At 65.1% G+C, this 20,279-nt stretch carries 18 protein-coding genes; 7 read left to right on the top strand and 11 right to left on the bottom strand.

Features of this window, described 5'->3' with window-relative positions; genetic code table 11:
- The 8 genes from E2I15_RS11110 to E2I15_RS11145 form a co-directional block, all read right to left on the bottom strand.
- Entirely contained in the window at nucleotides 1-1,236 is a 1,236-nt protein-coding gene (locus tag E2I15_RS11110) for an MFS transporter (protein WP_137477354.1), read from the bottom strand.
- Between the two features lie 157 nt (nucleotides 1,237-1,393).
- Nucleotides 1,394-2,239: a CmcJ/NvfI family oxidoreductase gene (locus tag E2I15_RS11115; RefSeq protein WP_137477162.1), complete on the bottom strand. Its 846-nt coding sequence runs from the start codon at nucleotides 2,237-2,239 to the stop codon at nucleotides 1,394-1,396.
- Between the two features lie 426 nt (nucleotides 2,240-2,665).
- Nucleotides 2,666-3,607 carry an ABC transporter substrate-binding protein gene (locus E2I15_RS11120; RefSeq protein ID WP_137477163.1) on the bottom strand — a complete coding sequence of 314 codons (942 nt, stop codon included), beginning with the start codon at nucleotides 3,605-3,607 and terminating at the stop codon, nucleotides 2,666-2,668.
- On the bottom strand, nucleotides 3,604-4,698 hold the full coding sequence (locus E2I15_RS11125; protein ID WP_137477164.1) for an LLM class flavin-dependent oxidoreductase: 1,095 nt from the start codon (nucleotides 4,696-4,698) through the stop codon (nucleotides 3,604-3,606). The genes E2I15_RS11120 and E2I15_RS11125 overlap by 4 nt, the downstream gene beginning before the upstream one ends.
- A gap of 33 nt (nucleotides 4,699-4,731) precedes the next feature.
- Nucleotides 4,732-5,904, bottom strand: a complete 1,173-nt coding sequence (locus E2I15_RS11130) for an acyl-CoA dehydrogenase family protein (protein WP_137477165.1) — start codon at nucleotides 5,902-5,904, stop codon at nucleotides 4,732-4,734.
- A complete protein-coding gene (locus E2I15_RS11135) occupies nucleotides 5,898-6,695 on the bottom strand; it encodes an ABC transporter ATP-binding protein (protein ID WP_137477166.1) in 798 nt (265 codons plus the stop codon). The genes E2I15_RS11130 and E2I15_RS11135 overlap by 7 nt, the downstream gene beginning before the upstream one ends.
- Entirely contained in the window at nucleotides 6,689-7,705 is a 1,017-nt protein-coding gene (locus E2I15_RS11140; protein ID WP_137477167.1) for an ABC transporter permease, read from the bottom strand. Before E2I15_RS11140 ends, E2I15_RS11135 begins: the two co-directional genes overlap by 7 nt.
- The gene (locus E2I15_RS11145) at nucleotides 7,683-8,777 is read right to left on the bottom strand and encodes an ABC transporter substrate-binding protein (protein WP_137477168.1); all 1,095 of its coding nucleotides are present in this window, start codon (nucleotides 8,775-8,777) and stop codon (nucleotides 7,683-7,685) included. The genes E2I15_RS11140 and E2I15_RS11145 overlap by 23 nt, the downstream gene beginning before the upstream one ends.
- A gap of 129 nt (nucleotides 8,778-8,906) precedes the next feature.
- Between E2I15_RS11145 and E2I15_RS11150 the strand changes: the two genes are divergently transcribed.
- The 3 genes from E2I15_RS11150 to E2I15_RS11160 all read left to right on the top strand — a co-directional run bounded on the left by E2I15_RS11150 (nucleotide 8,907) and on the right by E2I15_RS11160 (nucleotide 11,333).
- On the top strand, nucleotides 8,907-9,230 hold the full coding sequence (locus E2I15_RS11150; protein WP_137477169.1) for a hypothetical protein: 324 nt from the start codon (nucleotides 8,907-8,909) through the stop codon (nucleotides 9,228-9,230).
- Between the two features lie 18 nt (nucleotides 9,231-9,248).
- Complete coding sequence (locus tag E2I15_RS11155) at nucleotides 9,249-10,235, top strand: ABC transporter substrate-binding protein (RefSeq protein WP_137477170.1); 987 nt, start codon at nucleotides 9,249-9,251, stop codon at nucleotides 10,233-10,235.
- Nucleotides 10,236-10,553: 318 nt separating this feature from the next.
- Entirely contained in the window at nucleotides 10,554-11,333 is a 780-nt protein-coding gene (locus E2I15_RS11160) for an SDR family oxidoreductase (RefSeq protein ID WP_137477171.1), read from the top strand.
- 268 nt (nucleotides 11,334-11,601) lie between these two features.
- On the opposite strand, the gene E2I15_RS11170 is transcribed toward E2I15_RS11160, so the two are convergent.
- Nucleotides 11,602-11,901, bottom strand: a complete 300-nt coding sequence (locus E2I15_RS11170; RefSeq protein WP_016843119.1) for an HU family DNA-binding protein — start codon at nucleotides 11,899-11,901, stop codon at nucleotides 11,602-11,604.
- 434 nt (nucleotides 11,902-12,335) lie between these two features.
- On the opposite strand from E2I15_RS11170, the gene E2I15_RS11175 reads away from it, so the two are divergent.
- The 4 genes from E2I15_RS11175 (at nucleotide 12,336) to E2I15_RS11190 (ending at nucleotide 17,603) form a co-directional block, all read left to right on the top strand.
- Nucleotides 12,336-13,949, top strand: a complete 1,614-nt coding sequence (locus tag E2I15_RS11175) for an ABC transporter substrate-binding protein (RefSeq protein WP_137477172.1) — start codon at nucleotides 12,336-12,338, stop codon at nucleotides 13,947-13,949.
- A 221-nt stretch (nucleotides 13,950-14,170) separates the two neighbouring features.
- Complete coding sequence (locus E2I15_RS11180; RefSeq protein ID WP_038383993.1) at nucleotides 14,171-15,148, top strand: ABC transporter permease; 978 nt, start codon at nucleotides 14,171-14,173, stop codon at nucleotides 15,146-15,148.
- A 2-nt stretch (nucleotides 15,149-15,150) separates the two neighbouring features.
- Nucleotides 15,151-15,981: an ABC transporter permease gene (locus E2I15_RS11185; protein ID WP_137477173.1), complete on the top strand. Its 831-nt coding sequence runs from the start codon at nucleotides 15,151-15,153 to the stop codon at nucleotides 15,979-15,981.
- The gene (locus E2I15_RS11190) at nucleotides 15,978-17,603 is read left to right on the top strand and encodes an ABC transporter ATP-binding protein (RefSeq protein WP_137477174.1); all 1,626 of its coding nucleotides are present in this window, start codon (nucleotides 15,978-15,980) and stop codon (nucleotides 17,601-17,603) included. The genes E2I15_RS11185 and E2I15_RS11190 overlap by 4 nt, the downstream gene beginning before the upstream one ends.
- 16 nt (nucleotides 17,604-17,619) lie before the next feature.
- Here E2I15_RS11190 and E2I15_RS11195 read toward each other — a convergent pair whose 3' ends face one another.
- Together E2I15_RS11195 and E2I15_RS11200 are read right to left on the bottom strand one after the other, a co-directional pair.
- Entirely contained in the window at nucleotides 17,620-18,837 is a 1,218-nt protein-coding gene (locus E2I15_RS11195) for a fructose-1,6-bisphosphatase (protein WP_276486392.1), read from the bottom strand.
- Between the two features lie 143 nt (nucleotides 18,838-18,980).
- The gene (locus E2I15_RS11200) at nucleotides 18,981-20,168 is read right to left on the bottom strand and encodes a 6-phosphofructokinase (RefSeq protein WP_137477175.1); all 1,188 of its coding nucleotides are present in this window, start codon (nucleotides 20,166-20,168) and stop codon (nucleotides 18,981-18,983) included.
- Nucleotides 20,169-20,279: the final 111 nt, after the last annotated feature.

The following is a 20,279-nucleotide window of genomic DNA, read 5'->3' on the forward strand; positions in this document are numbered from 1 at the left end:
CTAGGGCCTGGTGTAGACCAAGAACAGCACGATCCCGATCGCCAGTGCGCCGGCGATGAACAGCAGCACCGCCGGCAGCCCGAACAGCGCGGCGACGCCGGCGGTGCTGGACTGCAGCAGCGCCGCGCCGAGGAAGAACGCGAGGTTCACCGACGACAGCGCCTTGCCGGTGTTCTGGGCGGCGACGAGCTGCCGCGTCATGCCGTAGATCAGCGGCTGCGCCGACGTCGCGAGCCCGATCAGGATCAACAGCACCAGGTCATATTGCGTCGGCATCACGGCAACGCCGAACAGGTTCGAGACCGGGAAATGCGGTGCACCGGCCGCCATCAGAACGAGCAGCAGCGCGGCGATGGCGTGCGTCAGCGCCACCATGGCGCGGCGGTGCCCGAACTTGCGATCGAACGCGCCGATGCAGGCCGGGCCAACGATCATCGCCAGCGTGAACAGGCCGAGCACATTGCCGGCCTCGATTCGGCTCAGCCCTTTCTCGTCCATCAGCCACGGCCCGCCCCACAAGCCGCGCAAGGTCAGCGACGCGCCGAGCGACACCAGCGACAGCGCGATCAGGCCGCGCAGGCCACGCGACATGCCGAGCCGGAGCACCTCGGCCATCTGGTGCAGCGGCGAGGAATCATCCGCATGCGCGGCGGGCTGCCGCGGCACCAGCGCGAACACCGCGATCAGCACCACAATGCCGAAGCCGGCCGAAACCCAGAAGCCGGCGCGCCAGCCGAACTGATCGACCACGAAGGCCAGCGGGCTTGCCGACAGCAGCATGCCGATATTGCCGATCGAGAGGATCAGACCGGACCACAGGCCGAACTTCGCCGCCGACATCTGCTTGGCCGCGAGCGTCATCGGGCACATCAGCATGCCCGACGTGGCGACGCCGAGCATCAGCTGGCCCAGCACGAAGCTCGCGGGCCCCGTCGCCAGCGCCGAGACCAGCGTTCCGATCACGGTCCCGGCGAGCAGGCTCAGCGACACCGGCCGCACGCCGAAGCGATCCATCGCGGCGCCGACCGGGATTTGCGAGGCCGCAAAGGAGAAATGATAGATCGAGGTGAGGCTCGCCAGCGCCTGCGGCGAGGTGCCGAAATCCGACGCCATCAGATCGAGGCTGATCGCCGGGATGGTCCGCAGCAGTGTCGACAGCATGTGGCCGGAGGCCAATGCCAGAAGCGCAAGCACAAGGGCGCGGAACCCGATCCCCGCCTCTTCCTTCGTCACCACGCCGTCCACGAATCGCCTCTTCCCCGAGCGGTTTGGCGACGGGCGTAACATTATTGGGCGGATGGTGCCAAGTTTGAGGGCAGGCGACCTTCTGCGCTCCACGCACCGTCATGGCCGGGCTTGTCCCGGCATGACGAATTTATGGGAAGCGCGTCCCCTACTGCTTATGGAACACCAGCGTGCGCAGCTCGATGCTCTCGCGCGGCGCGGCGTCCGCGGGCGTGGTGGGATCGACAAACGCCGTGTGCGGCCCGAACCGCGTGCGGCCGTCGGTCGCCGAGTCGTAGCATTTCAGCAGGATCGCCTCGTCCGGCGTCATCTCGGGAATGTAGAACCAGCGGTGGTTCGGATTGTACTTCACCGAATAGGTCTCGCCGCTGCGGTTCGGATAGATCAGGTCGGAGGCGATCAGATCCTCCGGCGCGATCGTGGTGCCGTCGGCCATCGCAAGCGGTGAATCGCGCAACGGGCCGCGGATCGGGCGCCACAGATTGATCACCTGGACGCGACCCTTGATGAGTTGCTCGGCCTCGTCGGGCAGGTGCTCGAACACCCGGTTGCGGCCCGAGGCGGCGGTCTGGTCGACATGGACGCGGGTCGCCGGCTGGCGCGGTCCCCCGCCGCGAATATCCGCCGCGCCCTCGACGCGCTTGCGCACGGTGTGATCGAAGATGAAAACACGATCCGCCTTCAGCGTCGCCTTCAGGAAGGCTTCGACGGCGGGATAGTAGACGTTGCGGACTTCGTTGTCGTCGTAATAGTCCTTCACGCTGGTCGGATGCTTGACCAGCGCAAAGCCCTCGCGATCGAGCGAGAAGCTGTCGGCGATCAGACGTCCGTCAAAGATCGGAACGTTGTGGGCTTCGGGCAGCGCGGTGGATTTGGGCTCGCCGGGCGGCGGATCGAAGGCGTAGGTCCGGGGCTTGCCCGGCGTCGGCGCGAGATAATTCAGTTCAGCGGTCACAAACGGTAGCGACTCGATGCGAGTTTGTTGAAGGCCCATGGTGATCTCCCGGACTCGATTGTTCGTGCTTTTGATCTTGGCGGCGCCGGGCGCAGTGGCAAGGCCGCGGCGAAAATAGCAACGTTGCGGTTTTGGAATGTGCCAAACGGGGAAAATCCTTGCCGCGCGACAGCCTGTGGACGAATGGATGTTTTTGAGATCACGGGTTCGTTAGCGGTGCAGTGATGCGACGTCAAATCGCTTCCGCGCAGATGGTCCACATCTCCCGCTTGCAAGGCCGCCGCGGCTGCGCTGGCAAAATATCGAAAACAACCCCATGCAAAGGGGCTGGCAACTGCCGGCCTTCGACTGAGCCGCTTGACACGTCGGGCAAATCAAGGATACATTTCCATTATTCCGAAGTCATGCAAGCGCCCGTCGTCCTGGCGAAAAGCCAGGACGACGCTGGTGTCGCTTGCAAATTGCCTACAGCCCCGCGCCCTTCTCCACGGCCGCACCAAACGACCGGTCGACGATGTCGGCCGCGTTGATCTTCTGCCGGATCAGGCCCCAGCGGTCGTAGAGGTCGATGGTCTTCTGCTCGTCGGCCACCACGCTGTCGTCGATCGGTGCGATGCGGATCCTGGCCCGCGTCAGCCAGTTCAGCGGCACCGCGGGCGGGATATTCATCAGCCTGCCCCAGGTCGCGGCGTAGCCCTCGACATTGTGCTGCGACCAGGCGCGCGCCGCGGCAAGCCGGCACACGAAATCCTCCAATTGGGCGCGCTTGTCCTTGATCGCATCGGGCGTTGCGACCTGGAAGCCGAGGCCGGGCGTGATGCCGTCCGCCGTGATGACGCGGCGCGACTTGAACAGCACCTCTTCCTGGCTGACATAGGGCTCCCAGGTCGACCAGGCGTCGACCGCGCCCTGCGTGTAGGCGACCTTGGCATCCGACGGCGCGAGGAACACGATCTGCACGTCGCTCGCCTGCCAACCCTTGGATTCCAGCGCGGCCAGGATCAGCTGATGGCCGATCGAGCCGCGGCCGGTCGCGATCTTCTTGCCGCGCAAATCGTCGAAGCTCTTGATCGCGGAATTCTCCGGCACCAGGACCGCGAGCCCGTCGCGCGACTGCCGCACCGCCGCGATCGCCTTGACCGGAATTTTGGCGGCGGCCGCGAAGGTGAACGGAGCGTCGCCGACCAGGCCGGTATCGATCGCGCCCGCCCCAAGCGCCTCCAGCAGCGGCGCGGCTGCGGCGAACTCCTTCCACTCGATCTTGTAGGGGACGTCCTTGAGCACACCGGCCGCTTCCATCACGGCCTGCGAATTGCCCTTCTGGTCGCCGACGCGCAATGTGGTCTGCGCGGCGGCGCCATCGACGGCGGCGAGCGCAAGCGCTGCCGCAACAATGAGACGGATCATTCGGCGGCAATCCCCCGCTGCCGGTCCCGCGCTTCGATCAGCTTGCGGGTCAGCGGTATCAGCGCCCGGCCATAGTCGATCGCATCGACCAAAGGATCGAAGCCGCGGATCAGGAAGTGGCTGACGCCGAGATCGTAATAATCGCCGAACACCTCGGCAACCTGCTCGGGCGCGCCGACCAGCGCGGTGGTGTTGCTGTTGGCGCCCGTCAGTTTGGCGATCTCGGTCCACAGCCGCTTGTCGATGCGCGTGCCCTGATCGGCGAGCGCCAGCAGCCGCTTGGCGCCGTCGGTGGCGTGGTTAGGCCGGCGATAGCCGGTCTGGTCCTGCAGCGCGGTGGCGCGCTCGAGGATATGCTCCGCCCTCGCCCACGCCTTCTCCTCGGTGTCGGCGAGGATCGGCCGCACCGACAGGCTGAAGCGCGGCGTCGGCCTTCCGTGCCTGGCCGCTGCCGCGCGCACCCGCGCGGTGACGTCGCGCACCTGCGCGTAGGACTCGCCCCACAGCGCGAAAGTATCGGCGTGCTTGCCTGCGACCTCGACCGCGGCGTCCGAGCCGCCGCCGACGAAGGTGTAGATGCCGCCCTTCTGCAACGGCTTCACCTGCGAGAAGCCGTTCTCGACATTGTAATACTTGCCGCTGTAGTTGAACGGCTTCTCGCTGGTCCATTCCAACCGCACCACGTCGAGGAATTCGCTGGTGCGGGCGTAGCGCTCGTCCTTGTCGTCGAGCGTATTGCCGTCCTGGCGCAGCTCGATCGCATTGCCGCCGGTGATGACGTGCAGCGAGACGCGGCCGCCATAGAATTGATCCAGCGTTGCGAGCTGGCGCGCCAGCAGCGTCGGCGCGGTGAAGCCCGGGCGCTGCGCGATCATCACCTTGAGCTGCTTGGTGATGGTCAGGACATGCTGCGCGACCTGCAACGCATCCGGCGTGGTGGAGTGGAACGCCAGCAGCGCGCGATCGAAGCCGGCGAGCTCATGCGCCTTGGTCACCGTCTCGATATAGGGCGGATCGAGCACCGGGCCGGCGCGCACGATGGTCTCGGAGGCATTGTTGTTGGTGATGAAGCCGATGAACTCGACCGGCATGACTGACTACTCCGTTGTTGTTGGCTATTGTTTTCAGACGCCCAGCGCAGAGCGTCCGGCGGAGACACGGGTGGCATCGTCTTGCGGGGTATGGACGCGGCCGCACAGCACGTCGCGATAATGCCGCTCCAGCGGATTGGTGCGCGACAGGCCGTGATTGCTGGTCAGCGACAAGGCATCCTCCACCACTGCCGCGGCGTTATTGGTCACCGTCAGCTTGATGATGTTAGACTCGATCGCGGACAGCTGGAAGCCGTTATCGAAATCGGTGGCGAAGCTGTCGATCAGGCGGGAATTGACCGCGAGCCGTGCCTCGATCGCGCCGACGACCTCCTGCATCCGCGGCAAGGTCGCGAGCGGCGCGCCGAGATTGGCGGGCACCCGCTCCTTCAGGAATGTGACCAGCCAGTCGCGGGCAGCACGGGCGATGCCGTCATAGATCGCGGCCACAAATATTGCATGCACGGTCGCCTGGGTGACGTCGGGAACCTTCCAGTCGTCGGGCCTGCGCACGTCGATCTCGTAATCCAGCGGAAACACCACGTCGTCGAAGATCACGGTATGGCTGCCGCTGGCGCGCAGGCCGAGATGATCCCAGCTCTCCTCGATCCGCGTTCCCGGCAACCCGGCCGGAACCAGAAACAAGCCGACACGGGTCTCCGGCTCGTCGGTCTTCGCCCAGACCGAATACCATTTCAGGATCGGCGCGCCGGTCGAGTAGATCTTGCGGCCGGTCAGCCGCCAGCCGGTCTCGGTGCGGCGCGTCGTGGTCGCCGGCAGGCCGCCGCGCGCGGGCGAGCCGAGTTCGGGCTCGACGCGCAGCGCGTTGATCAGCGCCACGCCCTCGACCGTCTCCTTGGCGAGCTTGCGCGACAGACGTGCCGGCCAGCGCGTGCTGCGCGCCATCACCAGATGCTGGATGTAATGCATCGACAGCACCAGCGCGGTCGACGGATCGGCCTTGCCGATGAAGCCGAGCACGCGCGTGGCGTCGCGGGCGCCCGCGCCGCCGCCGCCGAGCGCCGCCGGCACGGTCAACGCCAGCAGGCCTTCGCGCGACAGATCGGCGAAATTCTCGAACGGAAAGCTGGCGTCGCGATCATGCGCCGGCGCACGCGCCGCAAACACCTCGGCGAGCCGCACCGCGCGCGCGATGTGCTCCGGCGCATTTGCCGGCGGCAGCTCCTTCGCCGCAGATGTCACCATGTTGCCTCCAGTCCGAGCAGGCCGAGGATCTGCTTGCGCAGCTCGGCGAGATAAGGATCGCCGCGATGCCGCGGATACGGCCGGGCCACGGCGATGTCGGCCTTGATCCGCGCCGGCCGATCGGAGAGCACGATGACGCGGTTGGCCAGCACCAGCGCCTCCTCCACGTCGTGGGTAACGAGCAGCGTGGTAAAGCCCTTGCGCTGCCACAGCGCCACGAGCTCGGACTGCATGGCGATCCGCGTCAGCGAATCGAGCTTGCCGAGCGGCTCGTCGAGCACCAGGATCTTGGGATCGTTGACCAGCGCGCGCGCCAGCGCCACGCGCTGCGCCATGCCGCCGGAGAGCTGATGCGGATAGGCATTGCGGAACGAGGACAGGCCGACCAGCTCGATGACGTCATCGACGCGGTGGCGCTGCGCCTTCAGGATGCCCTGCGCTTCGAGGCCAAGCGCGACATTGTCCCACACCGTGCGCCACGGAAACAGCGTCGGATCCTGGAACACGACAACGCGCGACGGATGCGGGCCGGCGATCCGCACTTCATCCTCGCGCAGCGTGCCCGCGCGCGGCTTTTCCAGCCCCGCGACCAGCCGCAGCAGAGTCGACTTGCCGCAGCCGGACGGGCCGAGCAGCGCCACGAACTCGCCCGGCGCGATCGCGAGATCGACATTGTCAAGCACCGGCAGCGTGGCGCCGTCGATATCGAAGGCGTGGCTGACGCCTTCGACATCCAGCTCGGCGCCGACCGCAGGATAGGCGATCGCCTCAGTTGCGGACTGCACTACCATTTGACGACGCCCTTCTGCCAGACCAGCAGGCGGTCACGGGTGCGGAACAACAGCGTGATCGCGCCGGAGCAGAGCAGCGACATCACGATCAGCGCCGCATACATGTTGGCATAGGCCGCCCAGCCTTGCGCCCATTGCAGGTACCAGCCGAGCCCGGCCTTGACGCCGATCATCTCGGCGACGACGAGCACCGCAAAGGACGAGCCGAGCCCCATGAACAGGCCGACGAACACATGCGGCAGCGCGGCGGGGATCGCGACCTTCAGCACCAGGAACGATGGCTTCGCGCCGAGCGTGCGCGCGACGTCGTAATAGGCGCTGCTGACGCTCGCCACCCCCGACCAGGTCAGCACCGTCACCGGGAAGCCGGTGGCGAGCGCGATCAGGAAGGTCGAGGCGCTCCAGCTCGACGGGAAGGTGAAGAAGGCGATCGGCAGCCAGGCGGTGGCCGGCAGCGGGCCGATGAAGCGCAGCACCGGGTGCACCCAATAGCCGATCCTCTGCGACCAGCCGATCGAGACACCGGTGATAAAGCCGACGGTTGCGCCGACGATGTAGCCGCCGAGCTGCAGCTTGATCGAGGCGAACACGCTGTCGAGCAGTTTTGGCAGATCGTCGGTGTAGACTTCGAGGAGCGACTGCGGCGGCGGGAAGAACGGCAGCGGCAGCCAGGCGAATTTCGCGGTGGCAACCTCCCACAACGTCACGAAGGCGCCGAACGCCACCAGCCACGGCGCGCGTTTGCGCAACGCCTGACCGGCGCCGCCGAGATAATCCGCGCTGAATGTGCCGAACAGGATGAAGGCGGCGATGACGATCGCGCCGATGCCGAGCGATCCGGTCCGCGACCAGTCGCCGACATCGGGCCAATAAAGGCATGAGAGGCCAAAGGCGAGCCAGACGAGGCTCGCTGCAAGGCCGACACCGCAACTGCCGGAGAGGTTCGAGAACGTGACCGCCGCGCGCGGCGCGGCCGCGGCCGTCGTGTCAGACACTGAATACGTCGACATAGATCCGCTCCGCGAATTTGGCCGTGTCGGTGCTCTGCTTGAACACCTGCACCGTCTTGAGGTCGTCGGCGTAGCCCTTCAGCTCGCGCTTGAGCACCTCGCCGGTCGGATGATGGTGATGGGTGTGGTAGCGCGCCATCGCCTCGAGATCGGCAAGGCTCGCCGCCTTCGGCGCATAGGGCTGGAACGATTTTGCCGCCTTGTCCGGGTTCTGCGAGGTGAACATCGCAGCGTCGAGCAGCGCTTGCGTAATGGCGCGCGCGACTTGCGGCTCTTCCCGTACCAAACTGCCGCGCAGGCCGACGATGCAGCAGCTCTTGTCGCGATATTCGCCGTCGAGGTTGGAGGCGACCTCCTTGTATTGCGCATCCTTCAGCCAGAGATAGGCCAGCGGGTCCGACGACAGGAAGGCCTGCACCTCGCCCTTCTCGACCGCGACGTTCAGCAGATTGCCGGGATAGGCACGCCAGTCGACGTCCTTGATCGGGTCGATGCCGAGCTTGGCGAGCTGGATCGAGAAGAAATTCTTGTCGGGACCGGCAAGATCGCCGACCGCGACGATCTTGCCCTTGAGATCGGCGAGCTTGTCGACCCCGGAATTGGTGCGGGTCAGGACGCGCATACAGCCGCCATGGGTGCCGGCGGCGATCTTGACGTCAAAGCCCTGCTCCAGCGGCTTCAGCCAGCGCAGCGCCATGCCGAGCCCGGCGTCGCTCTTGCCGGTGGCGATCGCCTCCAGCAGCTGGTCGGTCGAGCCCGAATAGTTGACCAGCTCGACGTCGAGGTTCTGCTTCTGGAAGAAGCCATGGTCGATCGCGACCGGCAGCGGCGCAAGGCAGACCGCGCCGGCGTTCCAGGACAGCTTCAGCTTGCGCGGTGCGCCGGTCAAAGCCGGCGCATCGGACGCGGTCTTGCAGATCGGGAATTCGGAGAAGTCGATCGCCGGCGCGATCGGACGCGGCGCGAACGCCTGCGCGCTGTACGCCCCGATCGGCGCGGCAAGGGCCGCGGCGGCACCGGCGCGCAGCAATGTGCGGCGATCCATCACCGTCTTCTTGTTATCTCTCGACATCATCACTCCTGCATTTCGGCAAGGCTCCGCCCCGCGCGCAAAGCGTGTCCGCAACGCCCGTCGTCCGAAGCTCATGCTTTTAGAAAAAACGGATTTCTCCGGCGCTATTGCACTCAAAGCAACCTGCAAATGATGCGGCGCGACAACTTCATCGTCAATGAAATGGAATTTCGAATGTTGTCGGCGCCACAGCCGAACTCTCCACGATCGCATCGCGCGGCGATGAAAGGATTTTCGCGATCATCCCACTCGGAGATGCGACGCGATCACCGCGACTGCATCAAATCCAGGCGTTTTGCGGTCGCATGTACGATGTCTTCTACGCGCGGCATGCTTGACGAGATCATCCTTGCCGCGCAGCCGGCGAATTCAGATTTCCGTTTCGTTGACGGCGAGCGGCTTGCTCATAGACTTGATCGAACGCTGCCGCGCGTTCCGCCGCGCAGCGAATGAATCAGGAAGAAAATTCAAATGCGCAAACTGACCCGCTCGGACCCTGCCTATTCTCTCACCCGCCGCACGGCGGCCGCGCTGATCACAGCCGTGATCACGCTGTCGACGTCGGCTGCGGCACTCGCCGCTGACGCGATCGTGCTGCGCGTCGGCGACCAGAAGGGCGGCAACCGCTCGCTGCTGGAGATTTCCGGCCTCGCCAAGGATCTGCCCTACAAGATCGAGTGGTCGGAATTCCCCGCTGCGGCCCCGATCCTGGAGGCGATCAACGCCGGCGCGCTCGACGTCGGCTACACCGGCGATCTGTCCTTCCTCACCGTTTATGCGTCGGGCGCGCCGATCAAGGCGATCGGCGGCACGCGCTCCGATGCGCGGACGCAGGCGATCCTGGTGCGCGGGGATTCGCCGATCAAGACGGCGGCCGATTTGAAGGGCAAGCGCCTTGCCGGCACGCGGGGCGGCTGGGGCCAATTCCTGATCAATGCGACGCTGGAGAAGGTCGGCAGCAGGATCGAGGACGCGACCTTCGCCCCGCTCGGCCCGGTCGACGCCAAGATCGCGCTGCTCGCCGGCTCGATCGACGCCTGGGCGGTGTGGGAGCCTTACATTTCCTACGCCACGCTGAAGGACAAGGCGCGCATCGTCGCCGATGGCGAAGGGCTGACGCCGACCATCACCTTCATCGTCGCTTCCGACAACGCCATCGCGACCAAGCGCGCCGCGGTGCAGGACCTGGTGCAGCGGCTCAACAAGGCGCGGCTGTGGTCGCTCGACCATCTCGCCGAGTACGCCAGGAACACGGCCGAGCTGACCAAGCTGCCGGAGGACGTGCTGCTCGCCGCCTACACCGCGCAGAAGACGAGCCCGATCGCGATCGACGAGGCTGTGGTGAAGGAGGTGCAGGCCGCCTCCGATCGCGCCACCCGCTACGGCATCCTCGGCAAGACGCTGGATGTCAGCAAGGCCGTTGACCGGAGCTTTACGGCCGGCGCGAGCTTGAACTAGCGCGTACATGAATTGGCGCCCGCTCTTTCCTTACCTCCCCTTGAAAAGGGGAGGTGGGTTTGCGCAGCAAACCGGATGGGGATCCTGCCTCCACAGGCACCGGCGTCCGTGGAGAGCACCCCCACTCCGCCCTCCCCCTTTCAGGGGAGGGAGACGAGCGGCGGTGCTCACCTCACAACGCACCACAATGGAGACCTCCGATGTCCGGCCCGCTCCATCTCGCACTGATTGTCACAGCACACCTGCTCTACATGACCTTGTTGGTCGCACTGTCGGTTTGATAGCGTCCTCTCCGGGCCAGCCCCAGGGAGAACAACAATGAACCTATCAATGAAGGACCGCGTCGCGGTGGTTACCGGCGGCAGCAAGGGCATCGGGATCGCGGTGGCGCGGCGGTTTGCCGAATCCGGCGCCAAGGTCGCGATCCTCGCCCGCGGCGCCGCCGATCTCACAGCGGCGCGCGAAGCGCTCGCCAGGGACGGCCTCGTGGTGCGTGATTACGTCTGCGACGTCGCGAAGGCCGCCGACATCACCAAGGCCCACGACCAGATCGTTGCCGATCTCGGCAAGATCGACGTTCTCGTCAACAACGCCGGCACCGCACGCACGCTGGCGTTCGAGAGCATCAGCGACGAGGCCTGGCAGGAGGACCTCGACCTGAAATTGTTCGCCGCGATCCGCTTCAGCCGGCTGGTATGGCCGGGCATGAAGCAGCGCAAATGGGGCCGCATCATCAACGTGCTCAACACCTTTGCCAAAGCGCCGGCCGGCAATTCCGCGCCGACTTCGGTATCGCGCGCCGCCGGCATGGCGCTGACCAAGGTCATGGCCAATGAAGGCGGCGAGCACAACATCCTGGTGAATGCGCTCTTGGTCGGCCTGATCATGAGCGATCAATGGGTCAAGCGGCATGCTGCCCAGGCGCCGAGCACGGATTTCGGGGAATTCGCCAAGGGCCTTGCCAAGGGCACGCCGCTCGGCCGCATCGGCACGGCGGAGGAGTTCGCCAACCTCGCCTGCTTCCTGGCATCGGAGCAAGGCTCCTACATCACCGGCACCGCCATCAATGTCGATGGTGGCCGGTCGCCGGTGGTCTAGAGCCATTTCCGTTCCGATAGAATCGGAACGGGGCTCTAGATTCTAGTTTTGACGCGTTTTCTTGACGCGAACCGGTATCCACTTCGCTCGAAAACGCTCCAGAGCCCCGGTCCCGGTTCAACCCGGACCGGAGCTCCAGATTCTGCTTTGGCGCGTTTTCTTCACGCGAACCGGTGTCCACTTCGCTCGAAAACGCTCTAGCGGGCAACCAACGGCAGGAAGCGACGGCTCAAAAGCAAAAGGCCTCCGTCACCGGAGGCCTCTCATCTTAAACCGCGTCCTTGGCGGCCTTGACCGGCCGTGCGCGGACGATCTTCCGGGCCGGCTTGGCCTTGAACATCATCTCTTCGCCGGTGAAGGGATTGGTGCCCTTGCGCGCCTTGGTCGCAGGCTTCTTGACCACAACGAACTTCGCGAAGCCGGGGACGAGGAACACCCCGTTCTTCTTCAGCTCCTTGTGGCCGACATCGACGAGCGAGTCCAAAACGTTCTTGACGTCGCGCTTGGAGAGTTCGGTGGTAGTCGCGATCTTCTCGATCACTTGCGACTTCGACAGTTGGGTAGCCATGGTTGCTCCATTGATTCTGGAGTGGGCACGATATGGCGGAAAACGCCGAGAAAAACAGTGTTTTCTGCACTCCCCACAGCAATATCGCTGTGGACAGCCCCCGAATCAGGGGTTTTTCCAGTGTTTTTTCCAGTCAAGTCGCTTCCGACCCCTAAATTTACAGGGTTTGCGCGGCTTCGGCGCTCCCGAAAACGCCCCCTCGAGAGAATCACTCGACCCATCCCGCGTGGCCCCAAGTGCGACAATGCTGCGCGCAATCCGGGTTGCGAAGCGCTGCGACAGGCCACTTCAGGTTTTGGAAACGATCCTCCAAAAGACCGAGGCATTAGAAAATGACTCGGGTTCCCAATCCAAGGTAACATCGGCGAAGCGTGGCCACGACCGATCGGCTGGCCGCCGGATGCAAGCCTTTATGTATGTGCTGGAGACCGCGTATGGATTTGAGCCGCCTCGAGATCAACCGCCGCACGGCCCTTCTGACCTCGGCCGCGATTGCGGCAAATGTCGTCAATCCGATGCGGGCCTTCGCGCAGGAAACCCCGCGCAAGGGCGGCGTGTTCAACGTCCATTACGGCGCCGAGCAGCGCCAGCTCAACCCCAGCATCCAGGCCTCGACCGGCGTCTACATCATCGGCGGCAAGATCCAGGAGAACCTGGTCGACCTCGACGCCAACGGCCAGCCGGTCGGCGTGCTCGCCGAGAGCTGGGAGGCGACGCCGGACGGCAAGACCGTCACCTTCAAGCTGCGCAAGGGCATCACCTGGCACGACGGCAAGCCGTTCACCTCGGAGGACGTCGCCTTCACTGCGATGAACATGTGGAAGAAGATCCTCAACTACGGATCGACGCTGCAGCTGTTCCTCACATCGGTCGATACGCCCGATCCGCAGACCGCGATCTTCCGCTACGAGCGGCCGATGCCGCTGAACCTGTTGCTGCGGGCCCTGCCCGACCTCGGCTATGTCTCCGCCAAGCATCTCTATGAGAGCGGCGACATCAGGCAGAACCCGACCAATCTGGCGCCGGTCGGCACCGGCCCGTTCAAATTCGTCAAATATGAGCGCGGGCAATACATCATCGCCGACCGCAACCCGGATTACTGGCGGCCGAACGCGCCCTATCTCGACCGCATCGTCTGGAAGGTGATCACCGACCGCGCCGCCGCGGCCGCCCAGATGGAGGCCGGCGAGCTGCACTACAGCCCGTTCTCGGGCCTGACGATCTCGGACATGGCGCGGCTCGGCAAGGACAAGCGCTTCATCGTCCAGACCAAGGGCAATGAGGGCAACGCCCGCACCAACACCATCGAGTTCAACTTCCGCCGCAAGGAGCTGTCCGACATCCGGGTCCGCCGCGCCATCGCGCACGCGATCAACGTGCCGTTCTTCATCGAGAATTTTTTGGGCGATTTCGCCAAGCTCGGCACCGGCCCGATCCCCTCGACCTCGACCGACTTCTATCCCGGGCCGAACACGCCGCAATATCCCTATGACAAGGCCAAGGCGATCGCGCTGCTCGACGAGGCCGGCTTCAAGGCCTCCGGCGGCAATCGCTTCTCGCTGAAATTGCTGCCGGCACCGTGGGGTGAGGACATCTCGCTGTGGTCGACCTTCATCCAGCAGTCGCTGGGAGAAGTCGGCATCCAGGTCGACATCGTGCGCAACGACGGCGGCGGCTTCCTCAAGCAGGTCTACGACGAGCACGCCTTCGATCTCGCGACCGGCTGGCACCAGTATCGCAACGACCCCGCCGTCTCGACCACGGTGTGGTACCGCTCCGGCCAGCCCAAGGGCGCACCATGGACCAACCAGTGGGGCTGGGAGGACAAGACCGTCGACAAGACCATCGACGATGCCGCCACCGAAGTCGATCCGGCCAAGCGCAAGGCGCTCTATGCCGACTTCGTCAAGGAGGTGAACACCGAGCTGCCGGTCTGGATGCCGATCGAGCAGATCTTCGTCACCGTGATCACGGCCAAGGCGCGCAACCACTCCAACACGCCGCGCTGGGGCTCGACGAGCTGGCACGATCTTTGGCTGAGTGCATGAGGCCACTGCTCCTCTCCCCGTTCTTCACGGCGTCGAGACGAGCGAGGCTCGCTCTTAGAGGGTTGGGGTGAGGGGCTCTCTCCGCAATAGTGCTCCATCGATAGACCTGTACCCCCTCACCCGGATCGCATCTTGCGATGCGATCCGACCTCTCCCCCCAAGCGGGGCGAGGTGACCGAGAGGCCGGTGTCCACTTCGTTCGAAAACGCTATAGATAACCGATGCGTATCCTGAGCCTTGCGGGGCGGCGGCTCGCCGCCTCGATCCCGACCCTGTTCCTGATCCTGATCGGCGTGTTCCTGCTGCTGCAGCTCGCGCCGGGCGACACCGTCGATGCGCTGATGGCGCAGATGGGCGGCGGCGACGCCGCGACCGCCGAGGCGCTGCGCAAATTCTACGGGCTGAACCTCTCGGTTCCGGCGCAGCTCGGCAACTATCTGTGGCACCTGGTCCGGCTCGACCTCGGCTTCTCCTCGATCTACGGCAAGCCGGTGGCGACCGTGATCCTGGAACGGCTGCCGCCGACCATCCTGCTGATGACGGCGTCGCTGTCATTTGCGTTCTTCTTTGGCCTCGTGTTCGGCGTGATCGCCGCGCGCGGCGTCAACCGCTGGCCGGACACGATGATCTCCACCCTCGGCCTGATCTTCTACGCCACGCCCTCGTTCTGGTTCGGGCTGATGGCGATCGTGGTGTTCTCGGTCTATCTGCAATGGCTGCCGCCGGGCGGCTTCGAGGATATCGGCAACGTCCAGACCGGGATCTGGCGCGTGCTCGATATCGCGGCCCATCTGGTGCTGCCGACGCTGACGCTCGGGCTGATCTTCCTCGCGATCTATCTGCGCATCATGCGCGCCTCGATGCTGGAGGTCCTGAACCTCGATTTCGTCCGCACCGCCCGCGCCAAGGGGCTGGACGAGACCCATGTCATCACCCGCCATGTGCTGCGCAACGCGCTGCTGCCGATGGTGACGCTGATCGGATTGCAGGCCGGCACCATGCTCGGCGGCTCGGTCGTGGTGGAGAGCGTGTTCTCCCTGCCCGGTCTCGGCCGCCTTGCCTATGAATCCGTGGTGCAGCGCGACCTCAACACCTTGCTCGGCATCGTTTTCGTGTCCGCGCTGCTTGTCATATCCGTGAACTTCGTCGTCGATCTGCTCTACGCGCGGCTCGATCCGCGCATCGCGGCGGAGGGCTGACGATGGACGCCGTGAAACGCTATTTCCGTAGCCCGGCCGCGGTGATCGGCCTGATCCTGCTGCTGCTTGTGATCGCGATGGCGATCAGCGCGGGTCTCCTCTATCCGCGCGATCCGCTCGCCCTTGCCGGCCGGCCGCTGATCTGGCCGTTCTCCAACCCGCGCTTCCTGCTCGGCACCGACAATTCCGGCCGCGACATCGCCGCCCAGATCTTCTACGGCGCGCGGATCTCGCTCCTGATCGGCGGCGTCGCCACCGTGATCGCGATCCTGATCGGCATCCTGGTCGGCGCCTTCGCCGGCTATTACGGCGGCTGGGTCGACAATGTGCTGATGCGGATCACCGAGGCATTTCAGACGCTGCCGAACTTCGTGCTGCTGCTGGTGCTGGTCGCGGTGTTCGGCTCGACCCTGACCACGGTGACCATTGCAGTTGGAGCGGTGTCGTGGCCGGCGCCGGCGCGGCTGACCCGCGCCGAGTTCCTGTCGCTGCGCAACCGCGAATTCGTCCAGGCCGGCAAGACGCTTGGCATGAAGGACGTCCAGCTGATCCTTGGCGAAATCCTGCCCAACGCGCTGCCGCCTGTGATCGTCTACGCCAGCGTGGTGATGGCGGTCGCGATCCTGCTGGAAAGCGCGCTCGCCTTCCTGAGGCTGTCCGATCCCAACGTCGCCTCCTGGGGCAACCTGATCGGGCTCGGCCGCGACGTGCTCCGGGTGCAGTGGTACGTCTCGGCGATCCCCGGCATTGCGATCCTCGTCACCGTGCTCGCGGTGTCGCTGGTCGGCCAGGGCCTCAACGATGCGCTCAATCCGAGGCTGAAGAGCCGATGAGCGAGAGCGTCCTTTCCCTCGACGCCCTGACGGTGCGCCTGCCCAAGGGCGCCGACCGCCCGCATGCGCTGTCCGACGTCTCCTTGTCGATCGCCTCCAACGAGATCCTCTGCGTGGTCGGCGAGTCCGGCTCCGGCAAGTCGATGATGGCGAACGCCATCATGCGGCTGCTGCCGAACGAGGTGACGATCGAACGGGGCCGGATGATGTTCGACGGCCGCGACCTCTGCGCCGCCGACAGCGCCGAAATGCGCGATGTGCGCGGCGCCGGCATCGCGATGATCTTCCAGGAACCGATGACCGCGCTCAATCCGCTGCGCACCATCGGCGACCAGATCGGCGAGATGTTTGCGATCCACACCGCTCTCTCGAAGTCCGAGATCAATGCGCGGGTGCTGGCGCTGCTCGAGGACGTCCGCATCCCCGACCCCAAGGCGGCCGCAAAAGCCTATCCGCACGAGCTGTCCGGCGGCCAGCGCCAGCGCGCCATGATCGCGATGGCGCTGGCGCTCGACCCGAAGCTCTTGATCGCGGACGAGCCGACCACCGCGCTCGACGTCACGACCCAGGCACAGATCCTGAAGCTGATCCGCGATTTGCAGCAGCGCAAGAAGACCGCGGTGCTGTTCATCACGCATGATTTCGGCGTGGTCGCCGAGATCGCCGACCGCGTCGTGGTGATGCAGCACGGCGCGATCGTCGAGCAGGGCGCGGCCGACAAGGTGCTGAACGATCCGCAGCATGCCTACACGAAACAACTGATCGCAGCCGTTCCGCCGCTGAAGGCGCCGCCGCCGCGCATCCTGTCCGGCAAGGACATCCTGACCATCGACGGCGTCTCCAAGACCTACCGCACCGGCGGCTTCCTCGGCCGCGGCGCGCGGATCACGGAAGCCGTCAAGAACGTCTCGCTGCACCTGCCGCGCGGCGCGACGCTCGGCATCGTCGGCGAGTCCGGTTCGGGCAAATCGACGCTCGCGCGCTGCATCGTGCGGCTGATCGATCCCGACAACGGATCGATCGTGCTCGACGGCAAGGATTGGGCGAAGCTCGGCCGCGACGAGATCAGGCGCGAGACGCGCCACATCCAGATGGTGTTCCAGGATCCGTTCGCCTCGCTCAACCCGCGCCGCAAGGCGGCTGAGCTCGTGGCGCAGGGACCGATCGTCCATGGCACCGATCGTGCCACGGCTATTGCGGAAGCGCGAGAACTGTTCGAACTGGTCGGGCTCGACCCGTCCGCCGGCGATCGCTATCCGCACGAATTCTCCGGCGGTCAGCGCCAGCGCATCGGTCTCGCCCGCGCGCTGGCTCTGAAGCCCGACGTGCTGGTTGCCGACGAGCCGGTCTCGGCGCTCGACGTCTCGGTGCAGGCGCAAGTCCTGAAGCTGCTTGCCGGACTGCGCCAGCAGCTCGGCCTCTCCATCATCTTCATCACCCACGATCTGCGCGTTGCCGCGCAGATCTGCGATCTCGTCGCCGTGATGAAGGATGGTGCCGTGGTCGAGCAAGGGCTGACCGCCGAGGTGTTCGGCAAGCCCCAACATCCCTATACGCAGGCGCTGCTGTCAGCGATCCCCGGCGGCGCGTTCGCGCGCGAGCACGATACCGCAACCGTGTAGCCGGGCACGCGCGGCCCTACTCCGCCGCTTGTGGCTTGGGCTCCTCGCGCAGCCGGAAGCGCTTCAGCAATCCGGATACCGTGTCGCGGAAGCCGCCATATTCCAGCTCTGAATAGGGCAGCATCGCAGCGCCGGACCAGCCCTGGCTGCGCATCTCGATCGCCTTGCGCTGCGCGCGCTGGCGGACCTCGTCCCACGCAAGGTTGTCAAAGAAATCGGTGTAGGACTCCGAGAACTTCCCGTCCCGGTCGATCGAGAAGCCGACGCAGGAAACGATCGGCAGGCAGTACATCCCCGTCACTGGGGTGTTGAGCGGCACCGGCATGAGCGGCATCACATGCGAGCCGCGCGCATCGCCGCCCACGAAGTGCGCCTTGGCGAAGGGCGAGATGATTTCTTCGGGCGCCGCGAAAATACCCTGGTTCCTGACGACCGCGACCGGATCATCCTTGCCGGTGTACTTGCCTGCAATGGAGTGAAGGCGCTGCGCCGAAACCGCGACGGCGACCTCGCCATAGGTTTTTGAGACGATGCGGTCAATGCCGAAACGCTCGTTGTCGCGAAGCAGCGCCGCAATGTGGTAGCCGTCCGCGGGCGCATCGAGTTCGATCACGCTGTCGCCGGCCGTGTTGTCCATATCGATGATATGGAAACGGAAGCCCTTGATCATCGGGGGCAGCATCAGCCCGGCGCAATACATGGGATCGGCAAAAGCCAGATAGAGCGGCAGGTTGTAGGCGCCGGGGCCGCATTTGTCTGCGGCGAACACCATGAAGGACTCCGCGGGTCTCGCGCCCGAGAGGCTGTGGTCGAAGCTGAGTTCGGCGACGGCCGGGCCCGCGCCGCGAACGTTTCCGGAAGGGGCGTCGACGAGAAGATCCTGGCCGGCGCCGTAGAGCCCGGAGGTCTTCGCAACCGCAGTGGCCGCGAGAAACGTCTTCCAGGCGAATTGGTGGACTTCGGAGCTCCCTTCGTCCCGCGTGTGGGTCATGATGATCGCAATATCGTCGCCGGTATGGCGCACGAAACCGTCGATCAGGAGACCGTTGTCGATCGCTTTCGCGACCTCCCCTTCGACAGCCGTCATCATGCGCGCAGATGGTTTGGTGTGGCCTCCAACGGAGCCAATGTCAGCCTTGATGACCGAAATGGTGAGTTTCATGAGCATCCCTCCGACCGCAGCGCAGCGCCTTCGCCTCGGCGCTCGCTGCGCCGGGGGCGACGGCGCGCTCATTTGCGAAGAAGAACGTCGTGTGGTGCGACAGGTTCCCTGCGCAAATTCCTTGCGGAACTATGGCCCCTCCGTCACCGCCTGTCGATACGGGCGATCGACGCACCTGGAATAGCTCGTCATGCTCGATGGGGTTACCACCCGCCCTATGAAGCGCGGTTGAGAAAGATCGGCAGGCCCCGCTTGTTGGAATAGAGGGGACGGTAGCGCTCGGTGTTGTACGCGCTTGCGACGTCCAATTTGCGTGCCCCGAGCTTGGCATCGGGGATCGGCACGAGGTCGTAGCGGCCCTCGACCAGCGCCGACATGAGGCCGGTTTTGCCTTCCAGGATCGCATCGTAAGCCATGTTGCCGAACGTCAGCGCCACAAGCTTGTCGATGAAGTCCGGATCGCCTGACCGCAGGTCGTAGGTGAGGTCGGAGACGATGGTCTCCTCGCCGGTGCGCCGCTTGATCTCGTCCGCGAACGCTTCGGCCACGCTCGCCCTCCTGCGGTGACCGTAGGCGTCAGGCTCGCCGAATTCCTGCACCTTGTAGCCCTCCCACTCGGCGCCCTCGCTGAGCACGATCAGCGCGTAATTGCTTGGGTTGCCGTGCTTGTCATCGAGGAGAAGCTGGATCAGCTTGCCGAGATCGACCTTGTACTCCGGTATGGCGCATCGGATCGAGGTTGCGTATGCGGTATAGAGTGCCGTAAAGCCGGCATCGCGACCAAAGACGCGGAAAATGCCGATTCGCTCGTGCGAGCCGACGGTGGTGCGCTGGCGCTGGATGGCATCGCTGGCACGGGTGATCGCGGTCGAGAAGCCGATGCAGTATTCGGTGTTGCGCACGTCGTTGTCCATCGTCTTCGGGATGGCAATGATCTTGACGCCTCGCCTGTTGAGCTTGTCCGCGTAGCTGAGAGTATCGTCGCCGCCGATGGCGATCAGATGTTCGATACCGAGCCCCGCGAGGTTCGCGAGCACCTCGTCGGTGAGGTCCCACGTCGTGGTTGCGATGCCACCCTTGGTACTCCGGGAAACCGGAAAGTCGCGGCCCGCGAGATGATCGGGCAACTTCTTCATTTTAGAGGGATTGGTACGGCTCGAGTGCAGCACGGTGCCGCCGCGCCGGTCGATGACGCGCGTGTTTTCGCGGTTCAGCGGGATGATGTAATGGGACTTGCTCGACGGGTCGTCGAGGTTCAGGTGCGTGAGGGCCTCCCAGCCGCGGCGGAGACCGATAACCTCGATGTCGTCCTCGCTGCCGCGATAAGTCACGCTCTTGATCACCGCGTTAAGGCCGGGGACGTCACCGCCTCCCGTGAGAAGACCAATGCGCTTCCTCGCCATGCCCACCTCCCAGGGTTGCTATCTGGCAATAACGCCTGCGTCGCGTCGGGGTTTCCACAACGCTATCCGCCGACGGCGGAATCCTCGTGATCGCGGCACCCGGCCGAACCT

The sequence above is a fragment of the Bradyrhizobium sp. BR2003 genome, from assembly GCF_009720285.1.
GTDB classification, from domain to species: domain Bacteria; phylum Pseudomonadota; class Alphaproteobacteria; order Rhizobiales; family Xanthobacteraceae; genus Bradyrhizobium; species Bradyrhizobium elkanii.